This is a genomic window from Pseudomonas sp. gcc21 (assembly GCF_012844345.1).
GTDB lineage: Bacteria > Pseudomonadota > Gammaproteobacteria > Pseudomonadales > Pseudomonadaceae > Halopseudomonas.
The window spans coordinates 409,315-436,249 of record NZ_CP051625.1 but is presented as its reverse complement, the minus strand read 5'-3'; the positions used below and the strand labels follow the sequence as shown (position 1 = coordinate 436,249).

27 protein-coding genes and 1 tRNA gene are annotated in these 26,935 nt (G+C 58.7%); 23 read left to right on the top strand and 5 right to left on the bottom strand.

Features of this window, described 5'->3' with window-relative positions:
- Nucleotides 1-5 precede the first annotated feature (5 nt).
- Complete coding sequence (locus HG264_RS02180; protein ID WP_372240190.1) at nt 6-1,733, top strand: methyl-accepting chemotaxis protein; 1,728 nt, start codon at nt 6-8, stop codon at nt 1,731-1,733.
- Here HG264_RS02180 and HG264_RS02175 read toward each other — a convergent pair.
- Entirely contained in the window at nt 1,730-2,371 is a 642-nt protein-coding gene (locus HG264_RS02175; protein WP_169406120.1) for an alpha/beta family hydrolase, read from the bottom strand. The genes HG264_RS02180 and HG264_RS02175 overlap by 4 nt on opposite strands.
- Nucleotides 2,372-2,745: 374 nt before the next feature.
- Here HG264_RS02175 and ccoN point away from each other — a divergent pair, with 374 nt between their 5' ends.
- The 14 genes from ccoN (at nt 2,746) to HG264_RS02105 (ending at nt 15,597) form a co-directional block, all read left to right on the top strand.
- Complete coding sequence (gene ccoN / locus HG264_RS02170) at nt 2,746-4,173, top strand: cytochrome-c oxidase, cbb3-type subunit I (RefSeq protein WP_169406119.1); 1,428 nt, start codon at nt 2,746-2,748, stop codon at nt 4,171-4,173.
- A gap of 11 nt (nt 4,174-4,184) precedes the next feature.
- Nucleotides 4,185-4,793 (top strand): cytochrome-c oxidase, cbb3-type subunit II, encoded by a 609-nt coding sequence (gene ccoO / locus HG264_RS02165; RefSeq protein WP_169406118.1) that lies wholly within the window; start codon nt 4,185-4,187, stop codon nt 4,791-4,793.
- Nucleotides 4,794-4,800: 7 nt separating this feature from the next.
- The gene (locus HG264_RS02160; RefSeq protein ID WP_150300967.1) at nt 4,801-4,992 is read left to right on the top strand and encodes a cbb3-type cytochrome c oxidase subunit 3; all 192 of its coding nucleotides are present in this window, start codon (nt 4,801-4,803) and stop codon (nt 4,990-4,992) included.
- On the top strand, nt 4,989-5,909 hold the full coding sequence (ccoP, locus tag HG264_RS02155; RefSeq protein WP_169406117.1) for a cytochrome-c oxidase, cbb3-type subunit III: 921 nt from the start codon (nt 4,989-4,991) through the stop codon (nt 5,907-5,909). The genes HG264_RS02160 and ccoP overlap by 4 nt, the downstream gene beginning before the upstream one ends.
- Nucleotides 5,910-6,036: 127 nt before the next feature.
- Complete coding sequence (gene ccoG / locus HG264_RS02150) at nt 6,037-7,449, top strand: cytochrome c oxidase accessory protein CcoG (protein ID WP_169406116.1); 1,413 nt, start codon at nt 6,037-6,039, stop codon at nt 7,447-7,449.
- A 4-nt stretch (nt 7,450-7,453) separates the two neighbouring features.
- A complete protein-coding gene (locus HG264_RS02145; protein WP_169406115.1) occupies nt 7,454-7,969 on the top strand; it encodes a FixH family protein in 516 nt (171 codons plus the stop codon).
- 3 nt (nt 7,970-7,972) lie between these two features.
- A complete protein-coding gene (locus HG264_RS02140) occupies nt 7,973-10,429 on the top strand; it encodes a heavy metal translocating P-type ATPase (RefSeq protein ID WP_169406114.1) in 2,457 nt (818 codons plus the stop codon).
- The gene (gene ccoS, locus HG264_RS02135) at nt 10,426-10,653 is read left to right on the top strand and encodes a cbb3-type cytochrome oxidase assembly protein CcoS (protein WP_169406113.1); all 228 of its coding nucleotides are present in this window, start codon (nt 10,426-10,428) and stop codon (nt 10,651-10,653) included. Before HG264_RS02140 ends, ccoS begins: the two co-directional genes overlap by 4 nt.
- The gene (locus HG264_RS02130) at nt 10,650-11,384 is read left to right on the top strand and encodes a sulfite exporter TauE/SafE family protein (protein WP_256663742.1); all 735 of its coding nucleotides are present in this window, start codon (nt 10,650-10,652) and stop codon (nt 11,382-11,384) included. The genes ccoS and HG264_RS02130 overlap by 4 nt, the downstream gene beginning before the upstream one ends.
- Before the next feature lie 79 nt (nt 11,385-11,463).
- Nucleotides 11,464-12,195, top strand: coding sequence for a fumarate/nitrate reduction transcriptional regulator Fnr (gene fnr / locus HG264_RS02125; RefSeq protein WP_169406112.1), 732 nt, complete (start codon nt 11,464-11,466; stop codon nt 12,193-12,195).
- A gap of 16 nt (nt 12,196-12,211) precedes the next feature.
- Nucleotides 12,212-12,757 carry an adenine phosphoribosyltransferase gene (locus tag HG264_RS02120; RefSeq protein ID WP_169406111.1) on the top strand — a complete coding sequence of 182 codons (546 nt, stop codon included), beginning with the start codon at nt 12,212-12,214 and terminating at the stop codon, nt 12,755-12,757.
- Nucleotides 12,758-12,813: 56 nt separating this feature from the next.
- On the top strand, nt 12,814-13,671 hold the full coding sequence (locus HG264_RS02115; RefSeq protein ID WP_169406110.1) for an ion transporter: 858 nt from the start codon (nt 12,814-12,816) through the stop codon (nt 13,669-13,671).
- The gene (locus tag HG264_RS02110; protein ID WP_169406109.1) at nt 13,661-14,845 is read left to right on the top strand and encodes an MFS transporter; all 1,185 of its coding nucleotides are present in this window, start codon (nt 13,661-13,663) and stop codon (nt 14,843-14,845) included. Before HG264_RS02115 ends, HG264_RS02110 begins: the two co-directional genes overlap by 11 nt.
- Before the next feature lie 107 nt (nt 14,846-14,952).
- Complete coding sequence (locus HG264_RS02105; protein WP_150300977.1) at nt 14,953-15,597, top strand: response regulator transcription factor; 645 nt, start codon at nt 14,953-14,955, stop codon at nt 15,595-15,597.
- Nucleotides 15,598-15,632: 35 nt separating this feature from the next.
- On the opposite strand, the gene HG264_RS02100 is transcribed toward HG264_RS02105, so the two are convergent.
- Nucleotides 15,633-17,432, bottom strand: coding sequence for a hybrid sensor histidine kinase/response regulator (locus tag HG264_RS02100; protein WP_169406108.1), 1,800 nt, complete (start codon nt 17,430-17,432; stop codon nt 15,633-15,635).
- Nucleotides 17,433-17,586: 154 nt separating this feature from the next.
- Here HG264_RS02100 and HG264_RS02095 point away from each other — a divergent pair, with 154 nt between their 5' ends.
- A complete protein-coding gene (locus tag HG264_RS02095; protein WP_169406107.1) occupies nt 17,587-18,150 on the top strand; it encodes a hypothetical protein in 564 nt (187 codons plus the stop codon).
- A 93-nt stretch (nt 18,151-18,243) separates the two neighbouring features.
- Complete coding sequence (locus tag HG264_RS02090; protein WP_169406106.1) at nt 18,244-19,281, top strand: NADP-dependent oxidoreductase; 1,038 nt, start codon at nt 18,244-18,246, stop codon at nt 19,279-19,281.
- Between the two features lie 101 nt (nt 19,282-19,382).
- Here HG264_RS02090 and glpD read toward each other — a convergent pair whose 3' ends face one another.
- Complete coding sequence (gene glpD / locus HG264_RS02085; RefSeq protein ID WP_169406105.1) at nt 19,383-20,918, bottom strand: glycerol-3-phosphate dehydrogenase; 1,536 nt, start codon at nt 20,916-20,918, stop codon at nt 19,383-19,385.
- An 86-nt stretch (nt 20,919-21,004) separates the two neighbouring features.
- Here glpD and ybaK point away from each other — a divergent pair, with 86 nt between their 5' ends.
- The 4 genes from ybaK to HG264_RS02065 all read left to right on the top strand — a co-directional run bounded on the left by ybaK (nt 21,005) and on the right by HG264_RS02065 (nt 24,309).
- A complete protein-coding gene (gene ybaK / locus HG264_RS02080) occupies nt 21,005-21,472 on the top strand; it encodes a Cys-tRNA(Pro) deacylase (RefSeq protein ID WP_169406104.1) in 468 nt (155 codons plus the stop codon).
- A gap of 380 nt (nt 21,473-21,852) precedes the next feature.
- Nucleotides 21,853-23,340: a glycerol kinase GlpK gene (glpK, locus tag HG264_RS02075; RefSeq protein WP_169406103.1), complete on the top strand. Its 1,488-nt coding sequence runs from the start codon at nt 21,853-21,855 to the stop codon at nt 23,338-23,340.
- Between the two features lie 167 nt (nt 23,341-23,507).
- A complete protein-coding gene (locus HG264_RS02070; RefSeq protein ID WP_169406102.1) occupies nt 23,508-23,846 on the top strand; it encodes a hypothetical protein in 339 nt (112 codons plus the stop codon).
- A gap of 151 nt (nt 23,847-23,997) precedes the next feature.
- Nucleotides 23,998-24,309, top strand: coding sequence for a hypothetical protein (locus tag HG264_RS02065; RefSeq protein ID WP_169406101.1), 312 nt, complete (start codon nt 23,998-24,000; stop codon nt 24,307-24,309).
- Nucleotides 24,310-24,357: 48 nt separating this feature from the next.
- Here the strand turns inward: HG264_RS02065 and HG264_RS02060 are convergent.
- Together HG264_RS02060 and mobA are read right to left on the bottom strand one after the other, a co-directional pair.
- Nucleotides 24,358-24,434: transfer RNA gene (locus HG264_RS02060), tRNA-Pro, on the bottom strand.
- Nucleotides 24,435-24,540: 106 nt separating this feature from the next.
- The gene (gene mobA / locus HG264_RS02055; RefSeq protein WP_169406100.1) at nt 24,541-25,122 is read right to left on the bottom strand and encodes a molybdenum cofactor guanylyltransferase MobA; all 582 of its coding nucleotides are present in this window, start codon (nt 25,120-25,122) and stop codon (nt 24,541-24,543) included.
- A 68-nt stretch (nt 25,123-25,190) separates the two neighbouring features.
- Here mobA and moaB point away from each other — a divergent pair, with 68 nt between their 5' ends.
- Nucleotides 25,191-25,727, top strand: a complete 537-nt coding sequence (moaB, locus tag HG264_RS02050) for a molybdenum cofactor biosynthesis protein B (protein ID WP_169406099.1) — start codon at nt 25,191-25,193, stop codon at nt 25,725-25,727.
- Nucleotides 25,724-26,929: a gephyrin-like molybdotransferase Glp gene (glp, locus tag HG264_RS02045; protein WP_169406098.1), complete on the top strand. Its 1,206-nt coding sequence runs from the start codon at nt 25,724-25,726 to the stop codon at nt 26,927-26,929. The genes moaB and glp overlap by 4 nt, the downstream gene beginning before the upstream one ends.
- Nucleotides 26,930-26,935: the final 6 nt, after the last annotated feature.

Genomic DNA, 26,935 nt, shown 5'->3' with positions numbered 1-26,935 from the left:
CTAATATGCGTTATGAGGAAAATATGAACGCGACGGAAACCGCACCCAAGAACGGCCTTGCACCTAATCTTCCCCGTATGTCCCGGGCGGGCATTTGCCTGGCGCTGTGTCTGTGCCAAGTGTTCTTCACCGGCACGATCATATGGCTGGCAGACGGCGTGCTCCTGGTCATGGCCATTCTGCTCACCCCGGTGGCCTTCTATCTGATCCTGCAGGCGCGCTCAGTTCAGCACCAGGCGGGCGATCTGGTCGAACGCCTGGCCGCAACCAATAGCAAACAAATCGATCTACGTGAGCTGGCAGCGAGCGGAGCGCAGCAGAACGAAGCCGCCCACCTGTTCAATGAACTGAACGAGCGGTTACGTACGGTGATGCTCGATCTGCAAACCAATAGCCTGCGAACCGCCCTGGCATCAGCGAACAGCCGGCTGCTGGCGGAAAAGGCTGCGAAGGATGCCGGTCTTCAACAACAGCTATCGGAACTGATATTTCATGCCAGCGAACAGACAACGGTCGCGCTCCAGGATATCTCCTCGCGCGCGTCCGACATTACTGCGGTCAACACCCGCAACCTGGAGCTGGCTCGCGAATCGAAACAGCAGATGGGTGATGCCCGGCTGAATATGCACCGGGTCAGCGAATCGATGAATGGATTCAAAAGCAACATCAGTGCATTGACCGCTACTTCCGCCCGGATTCGTGAGATTCTCAATACGGTTCAGGATTTCTCCGCACAGACCAACATGCTGGCACTGAACGCGGCCATCGAAGCGGCCCGCGCCGGCGAACAGGGCCGCGGCTTCGCCGTGGTGGCCGATGAGGTACGCAATCTGTCGTTCAAGGTAGGCAGTGCTGCCGAGCAGATCACAGATCTGATGGAACAGATGACCCAGGCCATGTCAGGAGCGGAGCAACAGACACTCGGCATGCTCGAACAGACCGAAACCACTGGTCTGGCCGTCAGCACCGCTGCCGATCAGTTCAACGCCATGGTGGAGGACTTCCAGCAAGCCAACGATGACCTGTTGATGGTCAGCAGCGCCCTGGAGGAGCTCACCGCTACCAATGCCGAAACCCTCAAGCACGGCGGCGAAATTCGCGAGCTCAGCGTCACCATTAGCAAATGCATGGAAGATACGTTCAGCCAGGCCGACTCCCTGCGTGACAATACGCACTTCACCCTGCGCTCTCTGGCTGGCTTCCGTCTCGGCGAGGGGAACATGGAAGCAGTTACCCAGCGGCTTATGCAGCGCAGGGAGATAGTGCAAGATCGACTGAATGATCTGGCCAACGCAGGCGTCGATCTGTTTGATCAGCGCTATACGCCGATTGCTGGCACCAACCCTCCCAAACATGACGTGAGCTGGGCTGACGCCTTCATCAAACAGATCCGGCCGCTGCTGGATGAATGGGACCAGGGGGGCAAGGACGGCATCGTCTATATGGCGGCGGTTAATGATAAGGGCTATTTGCCGACCAGCCGCAGCGCGTCGTCACAACCCCCTACCGGTGACCCGAAAGTCGACGCGGCGCGCAGCAACTTCAAGCGCTTCGCCGTGACTAACGCTGCCGACCTGCATTTCCTGAGCTCGTGCATCTATATGAATATGGGCACCTTCCTGCTGCCCGGAACGTCCACCATCGTGTTCGTGCTGTATGTCCCGATTGAGGTAAAAGGCCGGCGCTGGGGCACCATGTCAGCAGCCGTTCTGCCTGCAGCGTTGGGGATTTAAGCGCTGCCAGGGTGGGAGATGAAGCGGACACAGGCCTGTACTGCCTGACTGATCAGCGCCAGCTGGGTCTGGCCGCTGGCTTTCAGAGGCTTGAAGTCATGGTCGCCCGTCTCCAACCAGTGCATCGCGACCTGTGAGCCCAGCGCATACCCGCTGACGTCGTCGGGCTTGCCAAAAGGGTCGCGGGAGCCCTGAATAATCAAGGCGGGTGTCGCGATATCGCGTAGATGCTCGACCCGGGTCTTCTCCGGCTTGCCTGGCGGGTGAAAGGGATAACCGAAACACACTAACCCGCCGGCTTTCAGCTCGTCAGCCAGCATGCTGGCCACACGTCCGCCCATCGACTTGCCAGCAACATACACCGGACCATCATTGTCGGCCCGGCATGTGTTGTAGGCATCCCGAAATGCTTCAAGCAGTACCGGCATAGGGTTCGGCGGGCGCTTGCGGCCGTCTTCTCGACGAACCGCCATGTAGGGGAACTCGAAACGCGCTACCTTTAATCCCGCCTTAGCGACGCCCTGCGCCAATAGATCCATGAATGGGCTGTCCATTGGCGCGCCGGCACCATGGGCCAGTAACAAGGTCCCTGAACACCGTGGCGTTTCAGGCTGGTTGTATATAAAGGAAGCGGGCATAGGATTTCCGGGTTACCGATGATGCGACAAGATGTCACAGCCGTACGGCCATCAAGGGGTTCACATGCGGATCGTGCGGGATTACCCTTTAATCCGTCCAGAGCGTCTAGAAAAACTAATACGGACGAGGTTCAGTGAGCCCTGAACCCTATGGGCTGGCTTGCTGGCCCCATTCTGTACGATCTCGTTTGACCCCGGCAAGACCGCTTTCGAGGATCCGGCAAAGTCCGGGCTCGTTGCGCTTCTCATACCCCTGCAGAGAGGTCGCAGACAACCGCCAACGTTGACCTGCGTCATTGCAAAGAGTTCAGCGTTTCCTCATACTTGCGGCCGCTTCGCCCCCCCTTAACCCATTGCTATCCGTGGAATCTCGCATGAGCACAGCTACCACTCCGACAGCTTATAACTACAAGGTAGTACGCCAGTTCGCCATCATGACGGTGGTCTGGGGTATTGTAGGTATGGCATTAGGCGTCTTTATCGCCGCACAACTGGTCTGGCCTCAACTCAGTTTTGACCTACCCTGGTTGAGTTTCGGACGTTTGCGTCCATTGCACACTAACGCGGTCATTTTCGCGTTTGGTGGCTGCGCCCTGATGGCCACCTCCTATTACGTTGTTCAGCGCACCTCACAGGCACGGATATTCTCCGACAGCCTGGCTGCGTTCACGTTCTGGGGCTGGCAGGCCGTCATTGTGCTTGCGATCATCACCCTGCCTCTGGGTCTGACGTCCACCAAGGAATACGCCGAGCTTGAGTGGCCGATCGACATTCTGATCGCGCTGGTCTGGGTCACGTACGGCGTGGTGTTCTTCGGCACCATCATGAAGCGCAAGATGAAGCATATCTATGTCGGCAACTGGTTCTATGGCGCCTTCATTATTACCATCGCTGTGCTGCACATCGTCAACAGTGCTGCGCTGCCGGTCAGCATGCTCAAATCCTACTCTGCCTACGCCGGCGCGACCGACGCCATGGTGCAGTGGTGGTATGGACACAACGCGGTGGGCTTCTTCCTGACCGCCGGCTTCCTGGGCATGATGTACTACTTCGTACCCAAGCAGGCCAATCGTCCGATCTACTCCTATCGTCTGTCGATTGTGCACTTCTGGGCCCTGATCGCCCTGTACATCTGGGCCGGCCCGCACCACTTGCATTACACCGCTCTGCCTGACTGGGCACAGTCGCTGGGCATGGTGATGTCGCTTATCCTGCTGGCTCCGAGCTGGGGTGGCATGATCAACGGCATGATGACCCTGTCGGGCGCCTGGCATAAGCTGCGCACCGATCCGATCCTGCGTTTCCTGGTCGTGGCTCTGGCGTTCTACGGCATGTCCACCTTTGAAGGCCCGATGATGGCCATCAAGACGGTCAACGCCCTGTCCCACTACACCGACTGGACCATTGGCCACGTACACGCCGGCGCTCTGGGCTGGGTGGCAATGATTTCAATCGGTGCTGTGTACCACATGATTCCCAAGCTGTTCGGTCGTGAACAGATGTACAGCGTCGGGCTGATCAATGCGCACTTCTGGCTGGCAACCGTCGGTACCGTTCTGTATATCGTATCCATGTGGGTAAACGGCATTACCCAGGGCCTGATGTGGCGCGCAGTAAACGTCGACGGCACCCTCACCTACTCGTTCGTCGAAGCACTGGAAGCCAGCCACCCCGGCTTCGTGGTCCGCATGATTGGTGGCGCATTCTTCCTGATCGGCATGGTGATCATGGCGTACAACGTCTGGCGCACTATCCGCCAGTCCGAGGTTGCCGAAGCTGAAGCCGCGGCGCAGATGGTCTGAGGAGCAATTTGATGAAACACGACATAGTAGAAAAGAACGTAGGCCTGCTGGTGGTGCTGATCGTATTTGCGATCAGCTTCGGCGGTCTGACTCAGATCGTACCCCTGTTCTTCCAGAAAGAGACGACCGAACCCGTTGAAGGACTGCGTCCTTACACCGCGGTGGAGCTTGAAGGTCGGGATATTTATATCCGCGAAGGCTGTGTAGGTTGCCACTCGCAAATGGTCCGCCCGTTCCGCTCGGAAACCGAGCGCTATGGCCACTATTCTGTAGCGGGCGAGAGCGTCTGGGAGCACCCCTTCCTGTGGGGCTCCAAGCGTACCGGTCCAGACCTGGCCCGCGTCGGCGGCCGCTACTCTGACGACTGGCACCGCGCTCACCTGATCAACCCGCGTGATGTTGTCCCGGAGTCCAAGATGCCGTCCTATCCATGGCTGCAGCACAACGTTCTGGACGGCGAGCATACTGGCCGCAAGATGGAAGTGCTGCGTACGCTGGGCGTGCCATACACCGATGAAGACATAGCTGGCGCGAGCGAAGCAGTGCAAGGCGTTACCGAGATCGACGCTGTAATCGCCTATCTGCAGCACCTCGGCACCGTCTTGTCCGACCGCAGGTAATCAACCAATGGATATCAACACTCTCCGCGGCATCGCCACCATCTTTGCGATGGTGGCCTTCATCGGCATCGTGATATGGGCTTACAGCTCGTACAAGAAAAAGGACTTCGACGAAGCGGCTAACTTGCCCTTCGCCGATGAAGAGAACGATGAGAAAACGGCCCGTGAGCAGCATGACACCAGGAGCAATGACAAATGAGTAATTTCTGGAGTGGGTACATCATCGCCCTCACCACGGTCTTTCTTATCCTTATTACCTGGCTGCTGTTCGCCACGCGCAAGGGACAGAAAGCAGACCATACCGATCAGACAACAGGCCACTCGTTTGACGGTATCGAAGAGTACGACAACCCCCTGCCCCGCTGGTGGTTCATGCTGTTCGTCGCCACTATCGTGTTCAGCGTTGTCTATCTGGTGCTCTACCCCGGCATGGGCAAATGGAAAGGTGTGCTCGGGTGGACTCAGGTCGAGCAATACCAGGACGAAGTCGAGCGTGCAGAGGCGCAGTTCGCGCCGATTTTCGCCCGCTATGTTGATATGCCAGTTGAAGAAGTGGCACGCGATGAAGATGCAGTGCGTATCGGCCAGCGTCTGTTTGCTACCAACTGCTCGGTATGCCACGGCTCCGATGCACGCGGTGCGTTCGGCTTCCCGAACCTGAGCGACAATGACTGGATCTGGGGCGGCAGCGTCGATCAGATCAAGACTACTCTGCGCGAAGGCCGTCAGGCTGCGATGCCTGCGTGGCTGGCTGTCATCGGCGAAGCTGGCGTACGTAACACCGCTGGCTATGTGCGCAGCCTGGCTGGCCTCGAGACCGAGAATGTTGATCTCGAAGCAGGTAAGAAAGTGTTCCAGACCAACTGCGTGGCTTGCCACGGTCCGGAAGGCAAAGGCAATCCGATGCTTGGCGCGCCCAACCTGACTGACGATATCTGGCTGTACGGCTCAAGCCTGCTTCAGGTTCAGCACACGTTGCGCTATGGCCGCAACGGCAACATGCCTGCTCAAGCACACCTGGGTGAAGACAAGATCCACATGCTGGCGTCTTATGTCTACAGCCTGTCCCAGGAAGAAGGTGAAGTATCTGACACTGGCCGCCCTAAAGGCCGGTAAGCGGTTGCGACTACTGGTCGCATAGTACCTCGAGCTGCCCCGCATTATCCTATGCGTGCGGAAAGCCATCCCGGCCGGATCTTCTTCCGGCCGGGTTTCCTCCCCCTCCCAGACGGCCAAGGCTCAGATGACTCAAAAGATTCCAGTCAAAGATGTAACCTCGGGCAAGGTGGAAACGTACGACTTGTATGCCAAGCGCCCGAAAATCCATGCTCGCTCCTACACCGGCCTGTTCAAGAAAGTTCGCCAGGCGGGTATCGCGGCGTTGTTCATGCTGTATTTCGGTACGGCCTGGATTGAGTGGAATGGACGGCAGGCTGTACTGTTCGATCTGCCGGCCCGACAGTTCCATATCTTTGGCGCGACTTTCCAGCCGCAGGATTTCTTCCTGCTGTCATTTCTGCTGATCATCTGCGCCTTCGGGTTGTTTTTCATTACCGTGTTCGCTGGACGCGTCTGGTGCGGCTACACCTGCCCGCAAACCGTCTGGACCTGGATTTTCATGTGGGCTGAGCGCGTCACCGAGGGTGAACGCAACGCGCGCATCAAGCTCGACAAGGCGCCCATGAGCGCCGAAAAGTTTGCCCGCCGGACAGCCAAGCACAGCATATGGCTGGCTGTTTCTATCGCGACCGCCATCACCTTCGTCGGTTATTTCACACCTATCCGCGAATTGGTGGTAGATACCTTTACCCTGGAGATCGGTGGCTGGGCGGCATTCTGGGTGTTCTTCTTCACCGCCGCCACTTACATCAATGCCGGCTGGCTGCGTGAGCAGGTGTGTTTTCACATGTGCCCCTATGCCCGCTTCCAGAGCGTGATGTTCGACAAGGACACCCTCATCGTGTCCTATGACCCTAACCGCGGGGAGCAGCGTGGACCGCGCAAGAAAGGCGTAGAACCGGCCTCTGTAGGTCTGGGCGACTGTATCGACTGCAACATCTGCGTACAGGTATGCCCGACCGGCATCGATATCCGTGACGGATTGCAGTATGAATGCATCAGTTGCGCGGCCTGTGTCGACGCCTGCGATGAAGTCATGGACAAGATGAACTACCCGCGCGGCCTGATCCGTTATACCACCGAGCACAATCTTGCCGGTGAAAAGACCAAGGTATTGCGGCCGCGTCTGCTGGGCTACGGTGCCGCCCTGCTGATCATGATCGGCCTGTTCATTGCTACCGTAGCCAATATGGCTCAGGTGTCGCTGGATGTTGAGCGCGACCGAAACGTTCTGTTTCGAGAAGCACGGGGCGGAAACATCGAGAACGTGTATATCATCAAGCTGTTCAACAAGAGCCAGCAGCAACAAACCTACACCCTGACTGTTGACGGACACCCGGGCCTGACACTCGAACTGGCGGAAAACCGCCTGGCTGTTGAGCCAAGCTCGATGCTTCAACTTCCGGTCAGTGTCCAGCTGGACCCTGCCTCCATGGAAGGTACAAATATTCCGGTGACTTTCCAGGTGACCGCATTGGACGACCCGGACATCAGCGCTGAAGCAGAAAGCCGCTTCATGGGCCCCACTTTAAGGTAAACCGATGCACGAAGACGACGATATTCAACCCTGGTACAAGCAGTTCTGGCCCTGGTTCATCATTGGTATTCTTGGTCTTTCGGTCGTGCTCGGGCTCGGGCTGCTCTATGTGTCAATCCTTAACCAGGACAGCATGGTTCGCGACAACTATTACAAGGAAGGCCGCGCGATCAATATGCATCTGGGTCGCGATCGCCTGGCCGAGGAACTGAACCTGTCGGCCGAGTTCAGTATTGACGAACTCACCCGGGAGGTCAGTCTGGTCCTGGAGGGTGATCTCGATGTGGCGCCGTCCGAGCTGAAACTCGACATCATGTCGCCCACCCACGCAGAGCGCGATCGCACTGTCACGCTTCGCCGCGTAGGTGCAAATCAATACGCTGGTCAGCTCGAAAATCCGCTTGAAGGGCGGCATTACGTCGACTTGAGCGATCCTCTGCTGGCTGGGGACGATGGTTGGCGCCTCACCGATGAACTCACGCTTGCGGCTGGCCAGTCCTACACGTTGGCCCCCCGATAGGCAATGACCCGTCCCCTCTCCTGTTATCACTGCGGTGAGCCGGTACCTGCCGGCTCATCGTGGAGCAGCGATATTCTTGGCGAGAAGCGCCTCATGTGCTGTCCGGGCTGCCAGGCAGTCGCTGATGCGATTGTCGCTGGGGGACTGGAATCCTACTACCGACACCGCACCGACAATTCTCTCAATCCTGAAGCACTTCCAGAAGCGCTGCAGGACGAGCTGGAAATGCTGGATCGTGCCGACGTACAAACGCGTTATGTGCGCACCGACGGCGATACCCAACAGATTCAGCTACTCGTCGAAGGCATCACCTGCGCCGCCTGTGGCTGGCTGATCGAGAAGCGGCTGGCGCAGATACCGGGCGTGAGCCAGGCCTCAATCAACCTGGGCAATCACCGCCTGACGGTTAACTGGCAGCCGGAGCAGACTCAGCTATCGGCCATTCTGGCCGAGCTCAAGCGTATCGGCTATGCGGCCCATCCCTACGAATCCGACAAGGCCAGCGAGCAGATCGCCACAGAGAACAAACGCTATCTGCGTCGCCTGGGTCTGGCGGGCCTGATGTTCATGCAGGTGATGATGGCCAATATGGCGCTCTATGAGGAATTCAATCAGGACCTCAGCGAGAGCATGGCCGTCATGCTCAGGTGGATAAGCCTGGTGATGAGCACACCCGTGGTGTTCTACAGTTGTGCTCCGTTTTTTCAGGGCGCGTGGCGGGACCTGCGCAATCGCCGCCTGACCATGGACGTCTCGGTCTCGCTCGCTATCGGTGGAGCCTATCTGGCCGGAATCTGGGCAACGGTTACCAACACCGGCGAAGTCTACTTCGACTCGGTGACCATGTTCGCGTTCTTCCTGCTCGCCGGCCGCTACCTCGAACGCCGTGCCAGACAGCGTACCGTTGAAAGCACCGCTCGGCTGGTCAACCTTCTACCACCGAGCGCGGTGCGCGTGGATGCCACCGGCAAGCCCAGCCGCATCATGCTTGAAGAGGTAAAGGAAGGCGATCTGCTGGAAGTGAAGCCCGGCGAGAGCATTCCAGCTGATGGCATCATTATCGAAGGTGTCAGCAGCATCGACGAATCGGCCCTCTCCGGCGAGTACTTACCGCTGACCAAGCGCTGCGGCGATGCGGTGGCAGCCGGGACGTTGAATGTGGAAGGACCCGTCCGTATCAGGGTAACCGCCATAGGCGAAGAAACCCGACTTTCGGCAATCGTGCGCTTGCTTGAGCGCGCCCAGAGTGACAAACCAAAACTGGCGCGCATCGCCGATACCGTCGCACAATATTTTTTGCTGACCGTTCTGCTTGCAGTGGTGTTGGTGGGCGGGCTCTGGTGGTGGCAGGTCAATGGTGAAACAGCATTCTGGATTGTTCTCGCCATGTTGGTTGCCACTTGTCCCTGCGCGCTCTCGCTGGCTACCCCCACCGCGCTCACTACCGCCACAGGTAGTCTGCACAAGCTGGGCATGCTGGTAACCCGTGGCCACGTACTTGAAGGCCTGACCAAGGTCGATACGGTCATCCTCGACAAGACCGGCACGCTTACCGAAGGCCGCATGACACTGGAACGGATCGACGCCTTTCCGGGCCAGGATGCAGACCATGCGCTACATCTGGCGCGGATGCTTGAAGCCCGCTCCGAACACCCGATAGCACGAGCTTTTGGCCGTACTACGGAGCAGGCCGAGCACGTCAGCAATCATCCGGGTCTCGGCCTTGAAGGCACCTGCAACGGCCGGCAGCTGCGTATTGGCAAGCCCGATTTCGTCGCTCAGCTTGGCACCTATCCAGCCCCTTCTCTGCCTGATGCTGCCGGCCAATGGTTGCTGCTGGGCGATGCCGAAGGACCAATCGCCTGGTTTATCCTGAACGACCGCCTGCGCACTGATGCGGTCGACATGGTGGCTGGCTTGCAGGCACGTGGCATGCGCGTTGTGCTGCTGTCTGGGGATCACAGCGGCGTTGTCCAGCGCATGGCTGGCAAATTGGGGATCAGCGAAGCGATAGGCAATGCCAGCCCTGACGATAAACTCGCCTTCGTGCAAAGGTTGCAGGCCGAGGGCGCGTCGGTGTTGATGCTGGGCGATGGTGTCAACGATGTGCCCGTGCTCGCCAGCGCCAACGTCTCGATTGCCATGGGGCAGGCTTCCGATCTGGCCAAGACCAGCGCTGACGCCGTCCTGCTGAGCGGGCATCTGAGTGTTATCCTGCACGCATTGAACGGGGCTCGTCGAACCCGCCGGATCATGCTGCAGAATCTGTTCTGGGCCAGCGTATACAACGCCGGCGTGCTGCCTCTGGCCGCATTGGGAATGGTGACACCCGCCTGGGCGGCGATCGGCATGTCGGCCAGTTCGTTGCTGGTAGTTCTCAATGCGCTGCGACTGACGCGCCTGGGCAAACCGGTTAAACCACCGCCCCGCCACTCGATTACTGTGGAGGAACCCGCATGACCGTTCTTTATATTCTGGTGCCCGTCGCCGTCGTGCTGGTCATTGTTGCCATATGGGTATTCAACTGGGCAGTGAACAGCGGACAGTATGACGATCTGGATAGCCCAGCCCATAGCATCCTGTTCGATGAGGACGACCCTGCTCACCTCGCTGCGCAGAAAAGAACAACACCCGAAGATGATGCGCCAAAACCGGATTCCGATGATCCGGAGCGCAAAACGTGACAGCAGAGCTCCTCCCCCTGGTCCTGACTGCACTGGCGCTGGGCCTGCTCGGCGGAGGCCATTGCATCGGTATGTGTGGCGGGTTGATGGGGGCGCTTACGCTGGCAATTCCGGTAGAGCAGCGACGCGGGTGGGCAATGTGGCGCATCCTGCTTGGCTATAACGCCGGCCGTATCGCCAGCTACTCTGCCGCCGGCGCCTTGCTCGGCAGCGTAGGCTGGCTGCTCCGGGATCTGGGCTTGGACATGGCATTACGTGCCTTGGCCGGATTGCTGATGATTGCCATGGGCTTATATCTAGCCAACTGGTGGTCCGGATTAACGCGTATCGAGCGCGTAGGCCGGGGGCTGTGGAAACATATCGAACCCCATGCCCGCGCATTGCTTCCGGTCAAACGTTTGCCACAGGCCATGGCTCTCGGCGCACTATGGGGCTGGCTACCCTGCGGCCTGGTGTACAGCACACTGGTATGGGCCAGCAGTCAGGGCAGTACCGGCCTCTCGGCGGGGCTGATGCTGGCGTTTGGCATAGGTACCTTGCCCACCCTGCTCGCCACTGGCCTCGCGGCCGAACGGCTGATGGCGTTGCTGCGCAAACGTGCTGTACGTGTGAGCGCTGCAGTCATGGTGATCCTGTTCGGCATATGGACATTGCCTGGTCCGCATAAGGCGATGCTCATGGGTCATGGCTCCAGCCACAACGCTGATCATCTGACACAGCCGCATCACTGACCCAGGCGCGCCATGGAACAGGCTACCCAGTTGGTGGTACGCTTGCGCTTCTTAAACGCCTGCTTCGGGATTGGACGGCATGACTGACCCTCTTAAACTTCGCCCTCTGCCAGGAGCGCATTGCAAGGACTGCACCTTGTCCGGATTGTGTTTGCCTCTGGCTCTGCAGGATGACGAGATGGACCTGCTTGACGATATCGTCAAGCGCGGACGCCCGCTGAAGAAAGGCGAAATGCTGTTCCGTCAGGGCGAGCCGTTTACGTCCATCTATGCTCTGCGGTCCGGCGCGGTAAAAACCTACAGCCTTTCGGATATGGGCGAGGAGCAAATTACCGGGTTTCATCTGGCCAGCGAAATGATTGGCCTGTCTGGAATGGACGCTGACATGTATCCCTTGTCAGCCATGGCACTGGAAACCACGTCCGTCTGTGAGATTCCCTTCGAGCGTCTGGACGACCTCACCGCTTCCATGCCACAGTTGCGCAAGCAGGTGATGCGGCTGATGAGCCGTGAGATCCGCGAAGACCAACAGATGATGTTGTTACTCTCGCGCAAGACCGCCGATGAACGAATTGCGACCTTGCTGATCAACCTGTCGGCACGCTTCCGTGCCCGCGGCTACTCCGCCAAGGCCTTCCGGCTGGCTATGTCGCGCAATGAAATCGGCAACTATCTCGGGCTGGCAGTTGAAACCGTTTCGCGGGTATTTACCCGCTTTCAACAGCAGGGTCTGATCGCTGCGAACGGCAAGCAGATCGAGATACTTGAACATACCCAGCTTTGTGCACTGGCCGGTGGCCAGGGCGAATAATGATTGCGAGTGCAGCATGATATTTGACGAGTACAGCATCAAGACCCTGATCAGACCTGTGCCGGACTTTCCCAAGCCTGGCATCATTTTCAGGGACATCACGCCACTCTATCGCTCCCCGCGCGCCATGCGCATGGTCGCGGACAGCCTGATTCAGCGCTATGTCGAATCTCCGGTCACGCATATCGGAGCAATCGATGCGCGCGGTTTCCTGCTCGGAGCCGTGCTGGCGTATGAACTGAACAAACCGCTTGTGTTATTCCGCAAGCCCGGCAAGCTGCCCTGCGACACACTTTGCGAATCCTATGAAACCGAGTACGGCGAAGCCCAGGTTGAGGTCCATCGGGATGCACTGAACCCGGGCGACCAGGTATTGCTGCTGGATGATCTCATTGCGACTGGCGGGACCCTGCTCGCTGCGGCGCGTCTGATCAAGCAGCTCGGCGCAGAAATCTATGAAGCCGCTGCCATCATCGATCTTCCTGATCTGGGCGGCTCCCGGAAAATGCAGGACGCGGACATTTCCACATTCACCCTGTGCGCATTCGAAGCTGACGAATAATCTGCCCGTGCCGGACCGCGCGTCCGGCCGGCCCTACACCTACCTATACTGAACCGATGAACTCTACCCTCGAAGCATCCCAGCCCTGGCGCCTGCGCCTTGCCGAGCTGATTGAACGTCCGCGCACCCAATTCCTGGTGATGGGACTGATCCTGATAAACGCCGTGATCCTCGGCCTGGAAACCTCCCCCACCATCATGCAGCAATGGGGCGAGCTGTTGATTCGCCTAGACCAGCTTATCCTCGGGCTGTTTGTGCTTGAGATCACGCTGCGCTTCGTTGCCCACGGCTGGAAGCTGCTGCGCGACCCATGGGGGCTTTTCGACACCCTGGTCATTACCATCGCGCTGATACCGGCCAGTGGCCCGCTTGCGGTGCTACGCGCGCTACGTGTACTGCGGGTGCTGCGTCTGATATCGCTCGTCCCTAGCATGAAAATGGTGGTGCAGTCCTTGTTGTCTTCGTTACCCGGCATGGGCAGTATCGTGGCTTTGCTGGGACTGGTGTTCTACGTTGCCGCCGTCATTGCCACACAGCTGTTCGGTTCAGCGTTTCCCGAGTGGTTCGGCAGTCTAGGCGCTACGCTTTATACCCTGTTCCAGGTGATGACCCTGGAAAGCTGGTCGATGGGTATCGTCCGCCCGGTGATGGAGGAATACCCCTACGCCTGGTTGTACTTCGTGCCGTTCATCCTGATCGCGACTTTCATGATGCTCAACCTGTTCATCGCCGTGATTGTCGATGCGATCCAGACCAACCGCGAACGTGTCGCAGCAGGCAAAGCCGAGGGGCAGGAACAAACTAAGCCATCCACCACCAGCCTATCGGGTACTAACCAGGAGCTTTTACTACAGGAAGTTCGTCAGTTGCGGGCCGAGATACGCGCCCTGCAAGACCGTATTGATGAGCGCTGAGCCACTTATTGAGCGGGGCACGCCGGCCTACCGGCGTGCCTGTCTGGCTCTGGTAGTCGCTTCACTGGTTATCTTTGCCAATCTGTACGCCATTCATCCGCTGCTGCCGCTGATTGCCAAGCAATTCCAGGTCTCCACCCTACAGGCCGGTAACGCGTTTACCATCACCAGCCTCACCCTGGGGCTGTCGCTACTGGTCCACGGGCCGGTTTCCGATGCCATCGGCCGCCGGGCCCCGTTATTGCTCGGCATTGGCGTGACAGCCTTGCTCAGCCTCTGCATGGCATTTACCACCCACTTCAACACCCTGGTCTGGTTACGCGCGGCGCTGGGCGTGGCACTAGGGGTCTTGCCCGCTGTCGCCATTGCCTACCTGGGCGACACCATGACACGCACTGCTCTGGTCGGGGCTGTGGGTCTGTATATTGGCGGCAATACCCTGGGCGGAGCCGGCGGCCGGCTGGTCGGCGGTTTCATTGCCGAGCATTCGGATCTGCAGACGGTTTTTATGAGCCTCGGCATCATGAGCCTGCTGGGTCTTGCGGTGGTGGCCCGACTCTTGCCGCCCGCTACCGGGTTCGTTTCGCGTCCGCTGTCACTCGGCGGAAGCCTCAAGGGGTTTGTCGCACATCTGTCCAACCCTGCCCTGCTGCCAGCGTTCGCAGTAGGCGGCCTGAACTTCATGATCTTCATCAATCTGTATACCTATCTGACCTTTCGCCTGAGTGACGGGCCATGGCAGCTAGGCGCCGGCAGCCTGGGCCTGCTGTTTCTAACCTACCTTGCCGGTACGGTTTCTGCGACCCTCTCGGGTCGCGTGCCATTCAATCGCGCACTGCACGGCATGATGACTGGCGTCGCCTTGCTGATACTGGGCACCCTGCTTTTGCTTAGCGACCGACTCTGGTTGATCATTCTGGCGCTGCTGTGCAACGCCTTCGGCTTCTTTCTCACGCATTCACTGGCCAATACCTGGGTCAACCAGCAAGCGGCATTCGGCAAGGCAAGCGCCTCGTCGCTGTACTCGGTGTTCTACTATATGGGAGCCGCTGCCGGCGTTTACTATTTGGGCTTTTTCTGGGAGGCAGCAGGCTGGAATGCGGTGGTTATAGCCAGCCTGGGCGTTCTGTTATTCAATGCGGGATTAATACGAACTCTTTATCGACATTTGTGACGCACTACCGTTTTTCGCCCCGTTTGGATGCCTTATATTGGGGGATATAATAAATTACGCCTGTAGCCCGACCCGCTGCAGCCAGGCGTAAACAAGAGGGAAAATAGATGGGAATTATGACTTTGCCGCCGGACACGCGGTTGCTGTTGATCGATGACCATCAGATCTACCTTGACGGACTCAGTCTCACCCTTACCAACCTCTGCAAGGACGTGACGCTGGATCATGCGCACAATGCAGCAGAGGCGGAAGCCTTGGTAAGAACCAATACCTTCGATTTGATCCTCCTGGACCTTCAGCTACCTGACAGTAGCGGCCTGGCTCTTCTGCAGAAATTACGGGCGATAGACTCCCTCGTCCCCATCGCGATTCTGACCGCAAGCAACAGCCCCAGCGATCTCGACGCAGCGCTACAAATGGGTGCGGCTGGCTTCATCAGCAAGACCGCAGATGGCCAGACACTGCTGGATGCGGCGACCCGCCTGTTATTCGGTCAGCAGGTCGTGATCGCGTCGGAATGTCCACCCCTCGACCGCCAGGGCAACGCACGGGATCTGGGCGTCACCCCCCGTCAACTGGAGATCCTGGATCTGCTTTCCGAAGGACTGCCGAACAAGGTGATCTGCCAGCGTCTGAACCTTTCCGAAGATACGGTCAAGACGCATCTCAAGGCATTGTTTTCTACCTTGAACTGCCACAACCGCACCGAATGCGTGAATAACGCGCGCAAGCTCGGTCTGGTCAGCCTGTAACGCTGCCTCCTCGCTGCTTCGATTTGGCGCAGCTGTTACAAAACGTCAGCAGACGCCAGCGGTAAGAGGCGTTGCACGGTTCGACGCAGGCGAGCCGGCAATACCGGCTTGTAGATAACCGCCACTTCCGCCTGGCGCGCCTCGATCAGCAGCTCCTCACTGGTATCAGCGGTAATCAAAGCCGCAGGGCCTGCATAGATGCGTTGCGAGCGCAGCTCCCGAATCAGCTCCAGCCCATCCATATGTTCTTCGAGCCGGAAATCCGACAAGAGCAGATCCACCGTCGTTTTCTGCAGCCCCAGCAGTGCCTGTTCGGCCGTTTCATAGCTGATGACGCTGCAGCCCCACTGGCGCAACAAGGTTTCGGTGGCTAACCGATTGATCTCGTCATTTTCCACTACGGCAACCAGACCATTAAGCGGCTGTCCTTCAGGCATGGGTGCGACCTGCCTGTCGGCAATCCAATCCGCAGCGGGCACTTCAAGCCAGAATCGCGAGCCTTGACCAGGCGTTGATTCAACGCCGGATGGGTATTCAAGCAAATGCAAAAGCTGTCGGCAGATTGATAGCCCGAGCCCCACGCCCTTTTCCAATGTCCGGGCCGGATTTCGTAGCTGGGTGAACTCCTCGAATATGCGCTCCTGCTCTTCCTCAGTCAGACCGCAACCGTCATCAACTACCGCCAGCCGGGTGCGCTCACCACAACGAGTGACCTCGATACAGACTTCGGTGGCCTGGGCATGCACCAGCGCATTGTTCAGATAGTTGCGCATGAGGCGTTCCAGCAAAAGCGAATCCGCAGAGACCGCGCAATAGCGCGGGCAGCTGAGTTTCAGCGTAACGCCCCGTTCGTGAGCGCTGGATTCCAGCGTACCGAGTAGCTGTTGCAGCCAGGGCTGTAGATTGATTGATCGCAATTGTGGTCGAACCATGCCGACGCTCAGGCGCGAGATATCCAGCAGCGAGTTGAGCATAGCCTGCAGCAGATGCGTGGAATCGGCCAGGCGTCTGACCGTTATTCTGGCTTCCGGCTCCCTGACACGTTCATCCAGATGCTGGATGAATAACGACATGGCATGCAACGGTTGACGCAGATCGTGGCTCGCTGTGGCAAGGAAGCGCGTCTTGCTCTGGCTCTCCCGTTCGGCGCGCTTGCGCGCGGCTTCCAGCAGGCGCTCGTTGAGATAGGCGCGGCGCATCATATATTCATAAACGTACGCACCGAGACTACCCATGGCTGCAAAACACCCCAGAAACAGCGCACCAGAAATCATCAGGTAACGCGAAGCGCCTATCCAATATTCTGTAACCAGATAAACTGCGACGATGAACCACGAGCCAACGACCGCATGACGCATCGGCAACCCCAGCAGGAAAAACCCGGACAGCAATACAAGATACAGCCCGTCATGGGTGACCGGTATCGGCACAACGGTCAGTTGGGTACTGGCAATGACCATGATCACCATCAAGCCCACGCTGACATAGCACACTGTGGCTGCGATGAAAGCGCGCGAGGGAGCCACCCGTCCAGGGCGGTTGGCATACCAGAGCGTGGCCGCTATAAGCACCAATACCGCGCCGCGGATCGGCACGGTATAGCGATGAATTACCGCAGGAAGGTAGGCAACATCCACCCACATGAACAGCAACATAAAACTGATGCTGGAAAAACCGACAATCCCGACGCGCCCGCACATCTTGCCGTGCAGATACTCACGAAACGCCGGCTCAAACTGCGGACTGAATCGGAGCGTTGCAAAGCGCCGCTGCTGCGCGAGCAGAGCCGGCTCATCTAATGCTGAGGGTGAAACAGGCGTATCAGTCGCTTGCATGTGCCATCATCCAGTTTGATGTTGTGAGCATTTGGGTGATATATCCCGAAGATATATCTGAGCCTATCACCGCGTTCAAAGAGTTTAAAAAACAGTCTTTTACTTTGCATATTCAGCGCTATGCTTTAACTAAACATAAGCGCAGGATGCCATTGTGACAGTAAGCGCTATCAATCCAGCCGTGAATTATCTGAGCGACCTCGAACCAGCCAGTCAGGTCAAGCTTTCCTCAACACTTGCTCTCGCCTCAACGACCACTATACGGGTAGCGGTGCTGGCTCCCACACTGGGTTTTCTCGGGGTCGAATCCCCCGCCGCTGAAAATCTGATTCTGGGCACATTACTGGTCATGTCCAGTCTGCCGCAAACGAAGTGTCCACTCGATGGTATCGGTCCTTATGCGATACCGCCAGCCCTGCATATCGAGCTCTGGGACAACTATCTCGCGCACTCTCCTGATCAGGCGAGCTTGGTTCGCGGGCTGGCCAGCCAGCACTGTTTTCTGAAGAATCCCCATGCCGAACTTGGGTTCAATCTTGCTTATGCGACGGCGATCGCCTGGGCGGTATATGAATACCGCGGCCTTACACCGAAAGACCCTACCCCGCTGACCGAGCTGGCGCGCATCTGGCAAGCAGCGTACCCACATCGAAATGGTCACGCCAACGACTTTATCCGCGCCTGGAATCAAACGTTGGACGCGCCGCATATTGGGTGATATCGGCTTGTAAGGCTGGTTCACCCAGCTTGACCGAACCCGGCACCACACCCATGCTGACTGTTTGACTCATTCATCGAACCGGAGCCAGACATGCCGCAGTCCTCGTCCGTAAACCGTCAGATTCTGCTCGCCTCGCGCCCCGTCGGCGCGCCTACCGATGACAATTTCAAACTGGTTGAGAATCCTGTGCCCAAGCCGGCCCAGGGGCAGATGCTGCTGCGTAATACCTGGATGTCGCTGGACCCTTATATGCGCGGGCGCATGAGCGACGCAAAATCCTACGCGGAGCCTACCGAAGTGGGCGATGTCATGCCCTGTGGCGCGGTAAGTCGGGTCGTTGAATCCAATCTGGACGGCTATAAACCTGGCGATCTGGTTATGGCCTACACTGCGGGATGGCAGGATTACGCCCTTTCCGACGGCTCGATGGTATTCAAGCTGGATCCCGACATGGAACATCCTTCCCATGCCCTTGGCGTGCTGGGCATGCCGGGTTTTACCGGCTATATGGGATTGATGGATATAGGTCAGCCGAAGCCAGGCGAAACCGTGGTTGTCGCAGCAGCAACCGGGCCAGTCGGGGCGGTGGTTGGGCAGGTCGCCAAACTCAAGGGTTGTCGGGTGGTCGGCATCGCCGGTGGCAAACAGAAGTGCGATTACGCCGTAAATGAGCTTGGCTTCGACGCCTGCCTGGATCATCACCTCGACAGCCTGGAAACTGACCTGCAGCAGGCTTGCCCGGATGGCATCGATGTCTACTTCGAGAACGTTGGCGGCAAGGTGTTTGACGCGGTCATGCCTTTGCTCAACGCCCACTCGCGGGTGCCAGTGTGCGGCCTGATCGCTCAATACAACGCCACTTCGTTACCGGAGGGCCCGGACCGGCTTCCGCAGCTGATGCGATTGTTGCTGAGCCAGCGTATCCGTATGCAGGCCTTCATCATCTTTGACAACTACGGACCGCACTACCCCGAATTCCTGGAGGTCATGACGCCCTGGGTCAAGGAACGCAAAGTGAAGGTCAAGGAAGATGTGGTGGAAGGCCTCGAAAACGCGCCACACGCGTTCATGGGCCTTCTTGAGGGCAAGAACTTCGGCAAGCTGGTGGTTAAGATTGCCGACGACTGAAGGTGCAGATACCGCGACCTGCCCGGCAAGCGACGTCGCGTCGCTTGCCGTCTGGCTTGGCCGGCGCGTCTGTATGCCGCGGACCGCTCGACCACATCGATTCAGGCAGTACCTGAAGCCCGCGCTTGAAGATAATCAGCCAGCCGGCTTTGCTGCGCTGCGCTAAGGTGCAGCCCCAGCTTGCTTCGGCGCCACAGAATATCGTCTCGGGTGACCGCCCACTCCCGCTCGCATAGATAGTCAACCTCGCGCTCGGTCAACCCGTTGCCAAAGTCCTCTCCCAGATCCTCCGGCTTCCGAGCCCCGTCCAAAAACTGTCGGCACAAGGTACCGTAACTGCACACATATCGGGCTATCTGTAGCGGCGACAGCCAGTCGAACTGAGCCATCAGTTCCTCACGCAACTGGGCCTGCGTCTTGAAATTACCCCCCGGTAAAGCATGCGAGGCCGTCCAGGGCGGGCCGCCATCCATCCAGGGTTCAAGTTTTTCCAGCGCGGCCTCAGCCAGGCGCCTGTAGGTAGTGAGCTTGCCGCCGAATACAGACAGCAAAGGGGCCTCGTTTCCCGGCGCGTCCACGGCGAGCGTGTAGTCCCGCGTCACCGCAGACGGGTTGTCGTCCTCGTCGTCGAGCAAAGGCCTGACGCCGGCATAGCGGTGATGAATGTCTTGAAGTGTTAGCTGGCGTTTGAAATGGGCGTTGACCACATCCAGTAGATAACGCTCCTCTGCCGGCGTTGGTGAGCTGTCAGCAGGGTCACCCTGAAAGTCCAGATCGGTCGTACCGACCAGCGAAAAATGTTGCTCGTAGGGTATGACAAACACGATGCGCTGATCTTCATTCTGCAGAATGTACGCATGCGGATCCGCATACAGTTGCGGTACCACGATGTGGCTACCCTGGACCAGCCTGACCCCATGGGGAGATCGGTCTGCGACCACCTGCTCAATAACATCCGCAGCCCAGGGGCCGGACGCATTGACCAGCGCCCTGGCCTGGACGGTCTCGATCTCGCCTCCTGCGATCTGCAATCTCACCTGCCAGAGACCGTGCTCGCGCCGGGCGCTGACGCAGCGCGTGCGAGTACGTATATCCGCGCCCAGAGCCCGGGCCTGAACAGCATTGAGCACCACCAGGCGGGCATCGTCGGCCCAGCAATCGGAATATTCGAAGGCATGAGTGAAGCGTGACTGTAGCGGCCCCTGGGTATCCAGGCGCAGCGCATTGGAGCCGGGCAAGGTTGTGCGCGCGCCGAGATGATCATAGAGAAACAGACCAGCCCTGAGCATCCAGCGCGGCCGGAGATGGCGTCGATGGGGCAGCACGAAGCGCAACGGCCAGATGATATGAGGCGCCTTGCGCAACAGCACTTCCCGCTCACCCAGCGCTTCATGCACCAGACGAAACTCGAAGTGCTCGAGATAGCGCAGGCCGCCATGGATCAGCTTGCTGCTGGCCGAGGAAGTATGTGCCGCCAGATCGTGCTGGTCGCAGAGCAACACCGACAGCCCCCGCCCCGCGGCGTCGTTGGCAATGCCGACGCCATTGATGCCCCCGCCAATGACCACCAAATCGAAGGGCGCCTCACCGTTTTTCGGCGTGGCTTCCCCCGTTTCACCCGGATGCGCTTCGAGCACTCGCCTCACTCCACTGACCTGTCTGACTTGATTAGAGCATAGAACCGCGGCCAGAATCGCTGATACATCCGATACGAAGCCGCAGCATGACACCAGCCACCAAACAACTCGACAAAGCCGGCGTAAGCTACCGGCTGCACCGTTACGATCACGATCCGAAGGCTGAATCCTACGGAACCGAGGCGGCTGAGCGCCTCGGTCTCGACCCTGCCCGGGTATTCAAGACATTACTGGCTGCCACGGATAACGCAGAACTGCTGGTTGCCATTGTCCCGGTCGATCGCATGCTGGATCTCAAGGAGCTGGCCGAGGCTGCGGGCGTAAAGAAAACCACTATGGCCGATCCGGCAGCAGCGCAGCGCAGTACCGGCTATCTTGTTGGGGGGATCAGCCCGCTCGGCCAGAAGAAGCGTCTGCGCACCTTCATCGATGCCAGCGCAGAAGGGTTACCACAACTGTTTGTCAGCGGAGGCCGCCGGGGCCTGGAAATCGAGCTGGCTCCGACCGATCTGGCCAGCCAGACTGGAGGCCGGTTCGCCCCGATTGCACGCTAGGGTCTGTTACCGTTTCATCGCGGCCGCGACGAAGGCCCGTTTGGTGCAGAACAAGTCACGAGGAGAGAAGTTTGTTCAACACATCCATGTGTTTCACCCCTCCGGGGCTTACGCGCAAAAACACTCCAGGCGTTTTTGTGGTTGTTCCAAATGAGCGACGAGTAACGCAGTGCTGCGTCAAACGGGCCCCGTCCCTTCGGGTGGGGCCGCCTAGGTTGCGCGTCAAATGACGCCATGCGGCGTTGCTGGACTTGCAAGGGAACAACCATTACCTGCGTCCCGCGCCTTGCGGATCGCCGCCCGGCCTGGCGCCATTTGACACAGCAACGCGGCTCGCGATGAAACGGCAACAGACCCTAGCCACTTGAGGATGCACATGCATGGGCCACTACATACTTGCAATTGACCAGGGAACGACCAGCACCCGGGCCATCATCTTCAATGACGAGGCGCAACCCATTGCCACCGCGCAAAGCGAATTTGCGCAGTATTTTCCGCAGGATGGATGGGTCGAACACAACGGCGAAGAGATCTGGGACAGCACGCTCGCGGTTTGCCGCGAGGCGCTGCAGTCAGCACGGCTCGAGGCGCAGGACATTACCGCTATAGGCATTACCAACCAGCGCGAGACCACCCTGCTGTGGGACGCTGAGACTGGCGAGCTTGTGCATAACGCCATCGTCTGGCAGGACCGTCGCACGGCTGCTTTCTGCGCGAAACTGCAAGCCGCCGGGCATGAGCCGACGGTAACCGAACGCACCGGATTACTCATCGATCCGTACTTTTCCGGCACCAAACTAAGCTGGATGCTGGACAAGGTTCCGGGCGCCCGCGAGCGTGCCGAGCAAGGCAAGCTACGCTTCGGCACGGTGGACTGCTTCCTGTTATGGCGGCTGACCGGCGGCCAGGTTCATCGCACCGATGCAACCAACGCTTCACGTACATTGTTGTTCAACATCCATACCCAGCAATGGGACGAGCAGATGTGCGAGCTGCTGAATATCCCGCACAGCTTGCTGCCGGAGATCATGGATAATGCCGCAGACTTTGGCGTAACCGACCCGGATGTATTCGGCGCAGCCATACCGGTTGCGGCCATGGCTGGCGATCAGCAGGCGGCCCTGTTCGGCCAGGTGTGCTTTGAGCCAGGCATGGTGAAAAGCACTTACGGCACCGGTTGCTTCATGATCATGAATACCGGCAAGACGCCCGTCAGTTCCGACAATCGTTTGCTGACGACCGTCGCTTACCGGCTCGGTGGTCAGACCACCTACGCACTGGAGGGCAGCATCTTTGTCGCGGGCGCGGCTATCCAGTGGTTACGTGACGGGCTCAAACTCATCCAGCATGCAGGCGAAACCGAGGCGCTGGCCGAACAAACCGGTGACCAATGCGGTGTGTATCTGGTGCCCGCCTTCACCGGCCTTGGCGCTCCCTACTGGGACCCAAAGGCTCGCGGCGCGATTTTCGGACTGACCCGCGACACCGGTATTGCCGAAATTGTCACCGCCGGTTTGCAGTCAGTGTGTTTTCAATCCCGCGATCTGCTCGATGCGATGCTACGCGACAGCAACCAGTCCATCTCTACCCTACGGGTCGACGGTGGCATGGTGGTGAACAACTGGGTCGTGCAGGCACTAGCCAACATACTCGGCGTGGCCGTAGACCGCCCACAGATTACCGAGACCACAGCTCTTGGCGTGGCTTATATGGCGGGGCTGCACACAGGTGTTTTTCATGACCTGAACGCGCTCACCGAACGCTGGAGTTGTGAACGCACCTTCAAGGCCGCTATGCCGGAAGCCAAGCGTGAAGAGCTCTATAAAGGATGGCTGGACGCGGTGAGCCGCGTCAGAGGGCAAAACTGACGTGCCTGATGGGCGGGCGGGAGGGCTCGCTCAATTAACTCAGAGGATTGTCATTCACCCTAAACGGGACAGGGCTCTATTACAATACTTTCATGGAACCGACAGAGGAGAAGATGTGTCAGGGTTGAAACATTTAACCCCTCGGCTTAATTCAAACGGGACGGTAGATGATTGTCTTTATCGCCGCAGTGTCCTTTTTTGTTCTCGCCAGCGAGACGTACCTGAAAAACCACCGCTTTGTCTTGCTACCTCAAGCAGGAATGGGAGAGCTGAGACGGGCGTGCTGCATCCTCGGCGGATTCATCGCTCCAGGTGCCGCGCTTGGCATGATTTTCTGGGGCTTCTACCGATTCAGATGGTGGCTACCGCTTGCCGCGCTACTCTTCGGCTCCTTTCTGTGCACGCTTTTTCGCCAGCGCATGACCGCCTCACCCGTCTGCACGCTGTTATGCGCTAGCGGGGCTGGGTTCGCCTGCGCCGGATATGTTCTGACGCTGCCGCACTGAGCTTCTGCAGAGCCGGAAACGTCAGGTGCGTCGCTACAAATGAAACGCCCCGCAGCCGAGGCTGTCATATCCGTTACCCCGCGGGGTTTATCCGCAACGGCAGGGCAGTTCGTCCGGCCCAGCCAAAGCCATACTGCCAAGAGGATCCGTCATGAAATCCACTACGCTTCTGGCGACCGCAGTGCTGCTGCTCAGCCCAGCCATTCACGCCAACCAATCATCCAACTCCTGCGAGAACAATATGCAGGAGCTAGAGGGTATCGAAGCGACCGATCTGAATTATCTGGGCGAAGGTGCCGAACAGCAGATACAGGATCATATTCGCCAGGCCAAAGCCGCTCAGGAGGCAGGAGACATGGACGCCTGCTTTATTCATTCAAGCAAGGCACTACGCGAAATACGGGGCGTGGGTGAAGAAGAAGGTATGGAGGTCAACGATTCAGGCACCACGCAAAATCAGTAAACCAGCCAACAAAAAAGCCCTGCTCAGACCGAGCAGGGCTTTTTGATTTGGTCGGAGAGACTGGATTCGAACCAGCGACCTTCTCGTCCCGAACGAGACGCGCTACCAGGCTGCGCTACACTCCGTTAGTGGCCGGCATTTTACCGCATCGCATTGTTTTGACAAGGCCCTCGCCTGAATTTTGTGCCTGCGAAAAAGCCGCAGCGGCCCCCGCCCGCGCAGGCGGAACCTTCAATCGGCCCAATCCGTTAACTGGTTTGCATTAAAGAATCGCCGGTCGTCTTCTGGCAGGTGAAGTACCTGATGAGAGCGGGCAGCAAGCCAGCGCATCGGACTGCGCACGCCTTCTTCCCACGCCGCCTGTAACTCAGCTATAAGGCCGACGGGCAGTATCGATACCAGCGGCTGCCAGCGGTCGCCGGTGCGGGTGATACAGGGCTCGTTCGGTCGAGCCTGCGCCAGTGCAATGAGCTCGCGAAGCAAAGCGGAATCCATTTTTGGTACGTCGCAGGGTAATACCAGCAGATGCGTACCGGAGCAGGCTTCAAGGCCCCTGAGTATTCCCGCCAGCGGGCCCGGAAAGTCCGGTTGAGGATCGCTGACCAGCACGTCAGCCCACTGCCGGTATTGGTCATGATTGCGGTTGCAACTGATGATCAGCTCAGCTGAGACCTGACGCAGCAATACTGCCAGATGCTCGGCCACCGGCCGGCCCTGCCAGGCGATCAATCCTTTGTCGCGCCCGGCTACCCGGCTGCCCTGACCGCCAGCCAGCAGTAATGCGCTAAGGTGAAACCCGGTGTCGTCAACCATGTCCAACTCCAGTCATGCGGCTCTGTGTTATAACACTGGCCTGCTTTTTCAGCCAAAGGAACCCAGCCATGGCCCATAGCGCCAGCGAATTCAGCCCCTTGAATATTGCCGTTCTCACCGTTAGCGATACGCGTTCGACCGACACGGATACCTCAGGTCAATTGTTGGTGGACAGTGCGAGCACAGCCGGCCACCGGATCGCTGATCGCCAGTTGCACCCGGACGATATCTACCGTATCCGCGCCGTCGTATCCGACTGGATCGTGCGCGATGACGTTCAGGTCATCCTGATCACCGGTGGTACAGGTTTCACTGGACGTGACAGTACGCCCGAGGCGGTGGCTCCGCTGCTCGATAAGGTAGTCGATGGCTTCGGCGAACTCTTCCGTCATCTGTCATGGGAAGAGATCGGCGCCTCGACAGTGCAATCACGGGCGCTGGCTGGTCTGGCCAACCGTACGCTGGTGGTTTGCATGCCCGGATCGACCGGCGCCTGCCGTACCGCCTGGGAGCGCATTCTCAAGGAACAACTCGACAGTCGCACCCGCCCCTGTAACTTCGTTCAGCATCTGGGAGCAGGCCCGGTTTGCGAGAGCCGCTCATGAGTTTATTGCCGGTTAGCGAAGCGCTGGAACAATTGCTCAGCGCTGCGGCCTCCGACGCCCCAACCGGAGCCGAACAGGTGCCGTTGCAGCAGGCTCTTGGTCGAATACTGGCCAGCCCGGTGCAGGCCGCGCATGACGTGCCGCCGTGGGATAACAGTGCGATGGATGGCTATGCCTTCAATGCCTCTGATATAGCCTTGGCGCAATCCCGCGGCCTGGCTATCAGCCAGCGCATTACCGCCGGGATGGCCCCGGTGCCCCTTGCCTCTGGCACCTGTGCGCGGATTTTTACCGGTGCGCCTATACCGCCCGGTGCGGACACGGTCGAGATGCAGGAAAACGTCGAAGAAACGGATGGCATTGCGCGATTGCTACAACCCGTGCAACCGCTGAGCAACGTACGGCCACGGGGGCAGGATATCTCCAGAGGAACCGTGCTGTTTGACGCCGGACAGGTACTGCGACCGCAGGATCTCGGTGTGATTGCCTCGGTCGGCATTGCCGCGCTTGAGGTGCGACGCCCGCTGCGCGTCGCCGTGCTGTCTACCGGTGACGAACTGGTGGAGCCTGGCCATGCGCTAGGAAACGGACAGATTTTCAACAGTAACCGCTTTACCCTGATCGGAGCACTGCAGCGACTCGGTCAAAGCGTCCTCGATGCGGGCATCCTGCGCGATGACCCCGAGCAGACGCGAGTGCGATTGCAAGAACTGTCTCAACAAGCCGACGTGATTCTGACGTCTGGCGGCGTGTCGGTAGGCGAAGCAGATTGTCTCGGCCAGGTGCTGCGCGAATCAGGCCATGTCGAACTCTGGAAGCTGGCAATCAAGCCCGGCAAGCCCTTCACGCTCGGTCGTTTCGGCGATATCCCGGTGTTGGGTTTGCCTGGCAACCCTGCCGCCTCGCTGGTCACCTTTCTGTTACTGGTGAAGCCGTATCTGCTGCGTCGCCTGGGATGTACGCAAACTGCACCGCTGAGTGTCGAACTAGCCGCAGGCTTCGAGCGCGCCAAGGCAGGCGGACGTGACGAGTATCTGCGCGCCCGGATTGAAAACGGCCGCGTTGTCCCGACCGGCAACCAGAGCTCCGGCGTGCTCAGCAGCGCCAGTCAGGCAAGTGGTCTTTTATTGATCCCTGCGGGTGGCACAGTGACCAGGGGACAACTCGTGTCCTTCCTACCCTTCGAGGGTTTGCTGGGCTGATAATAA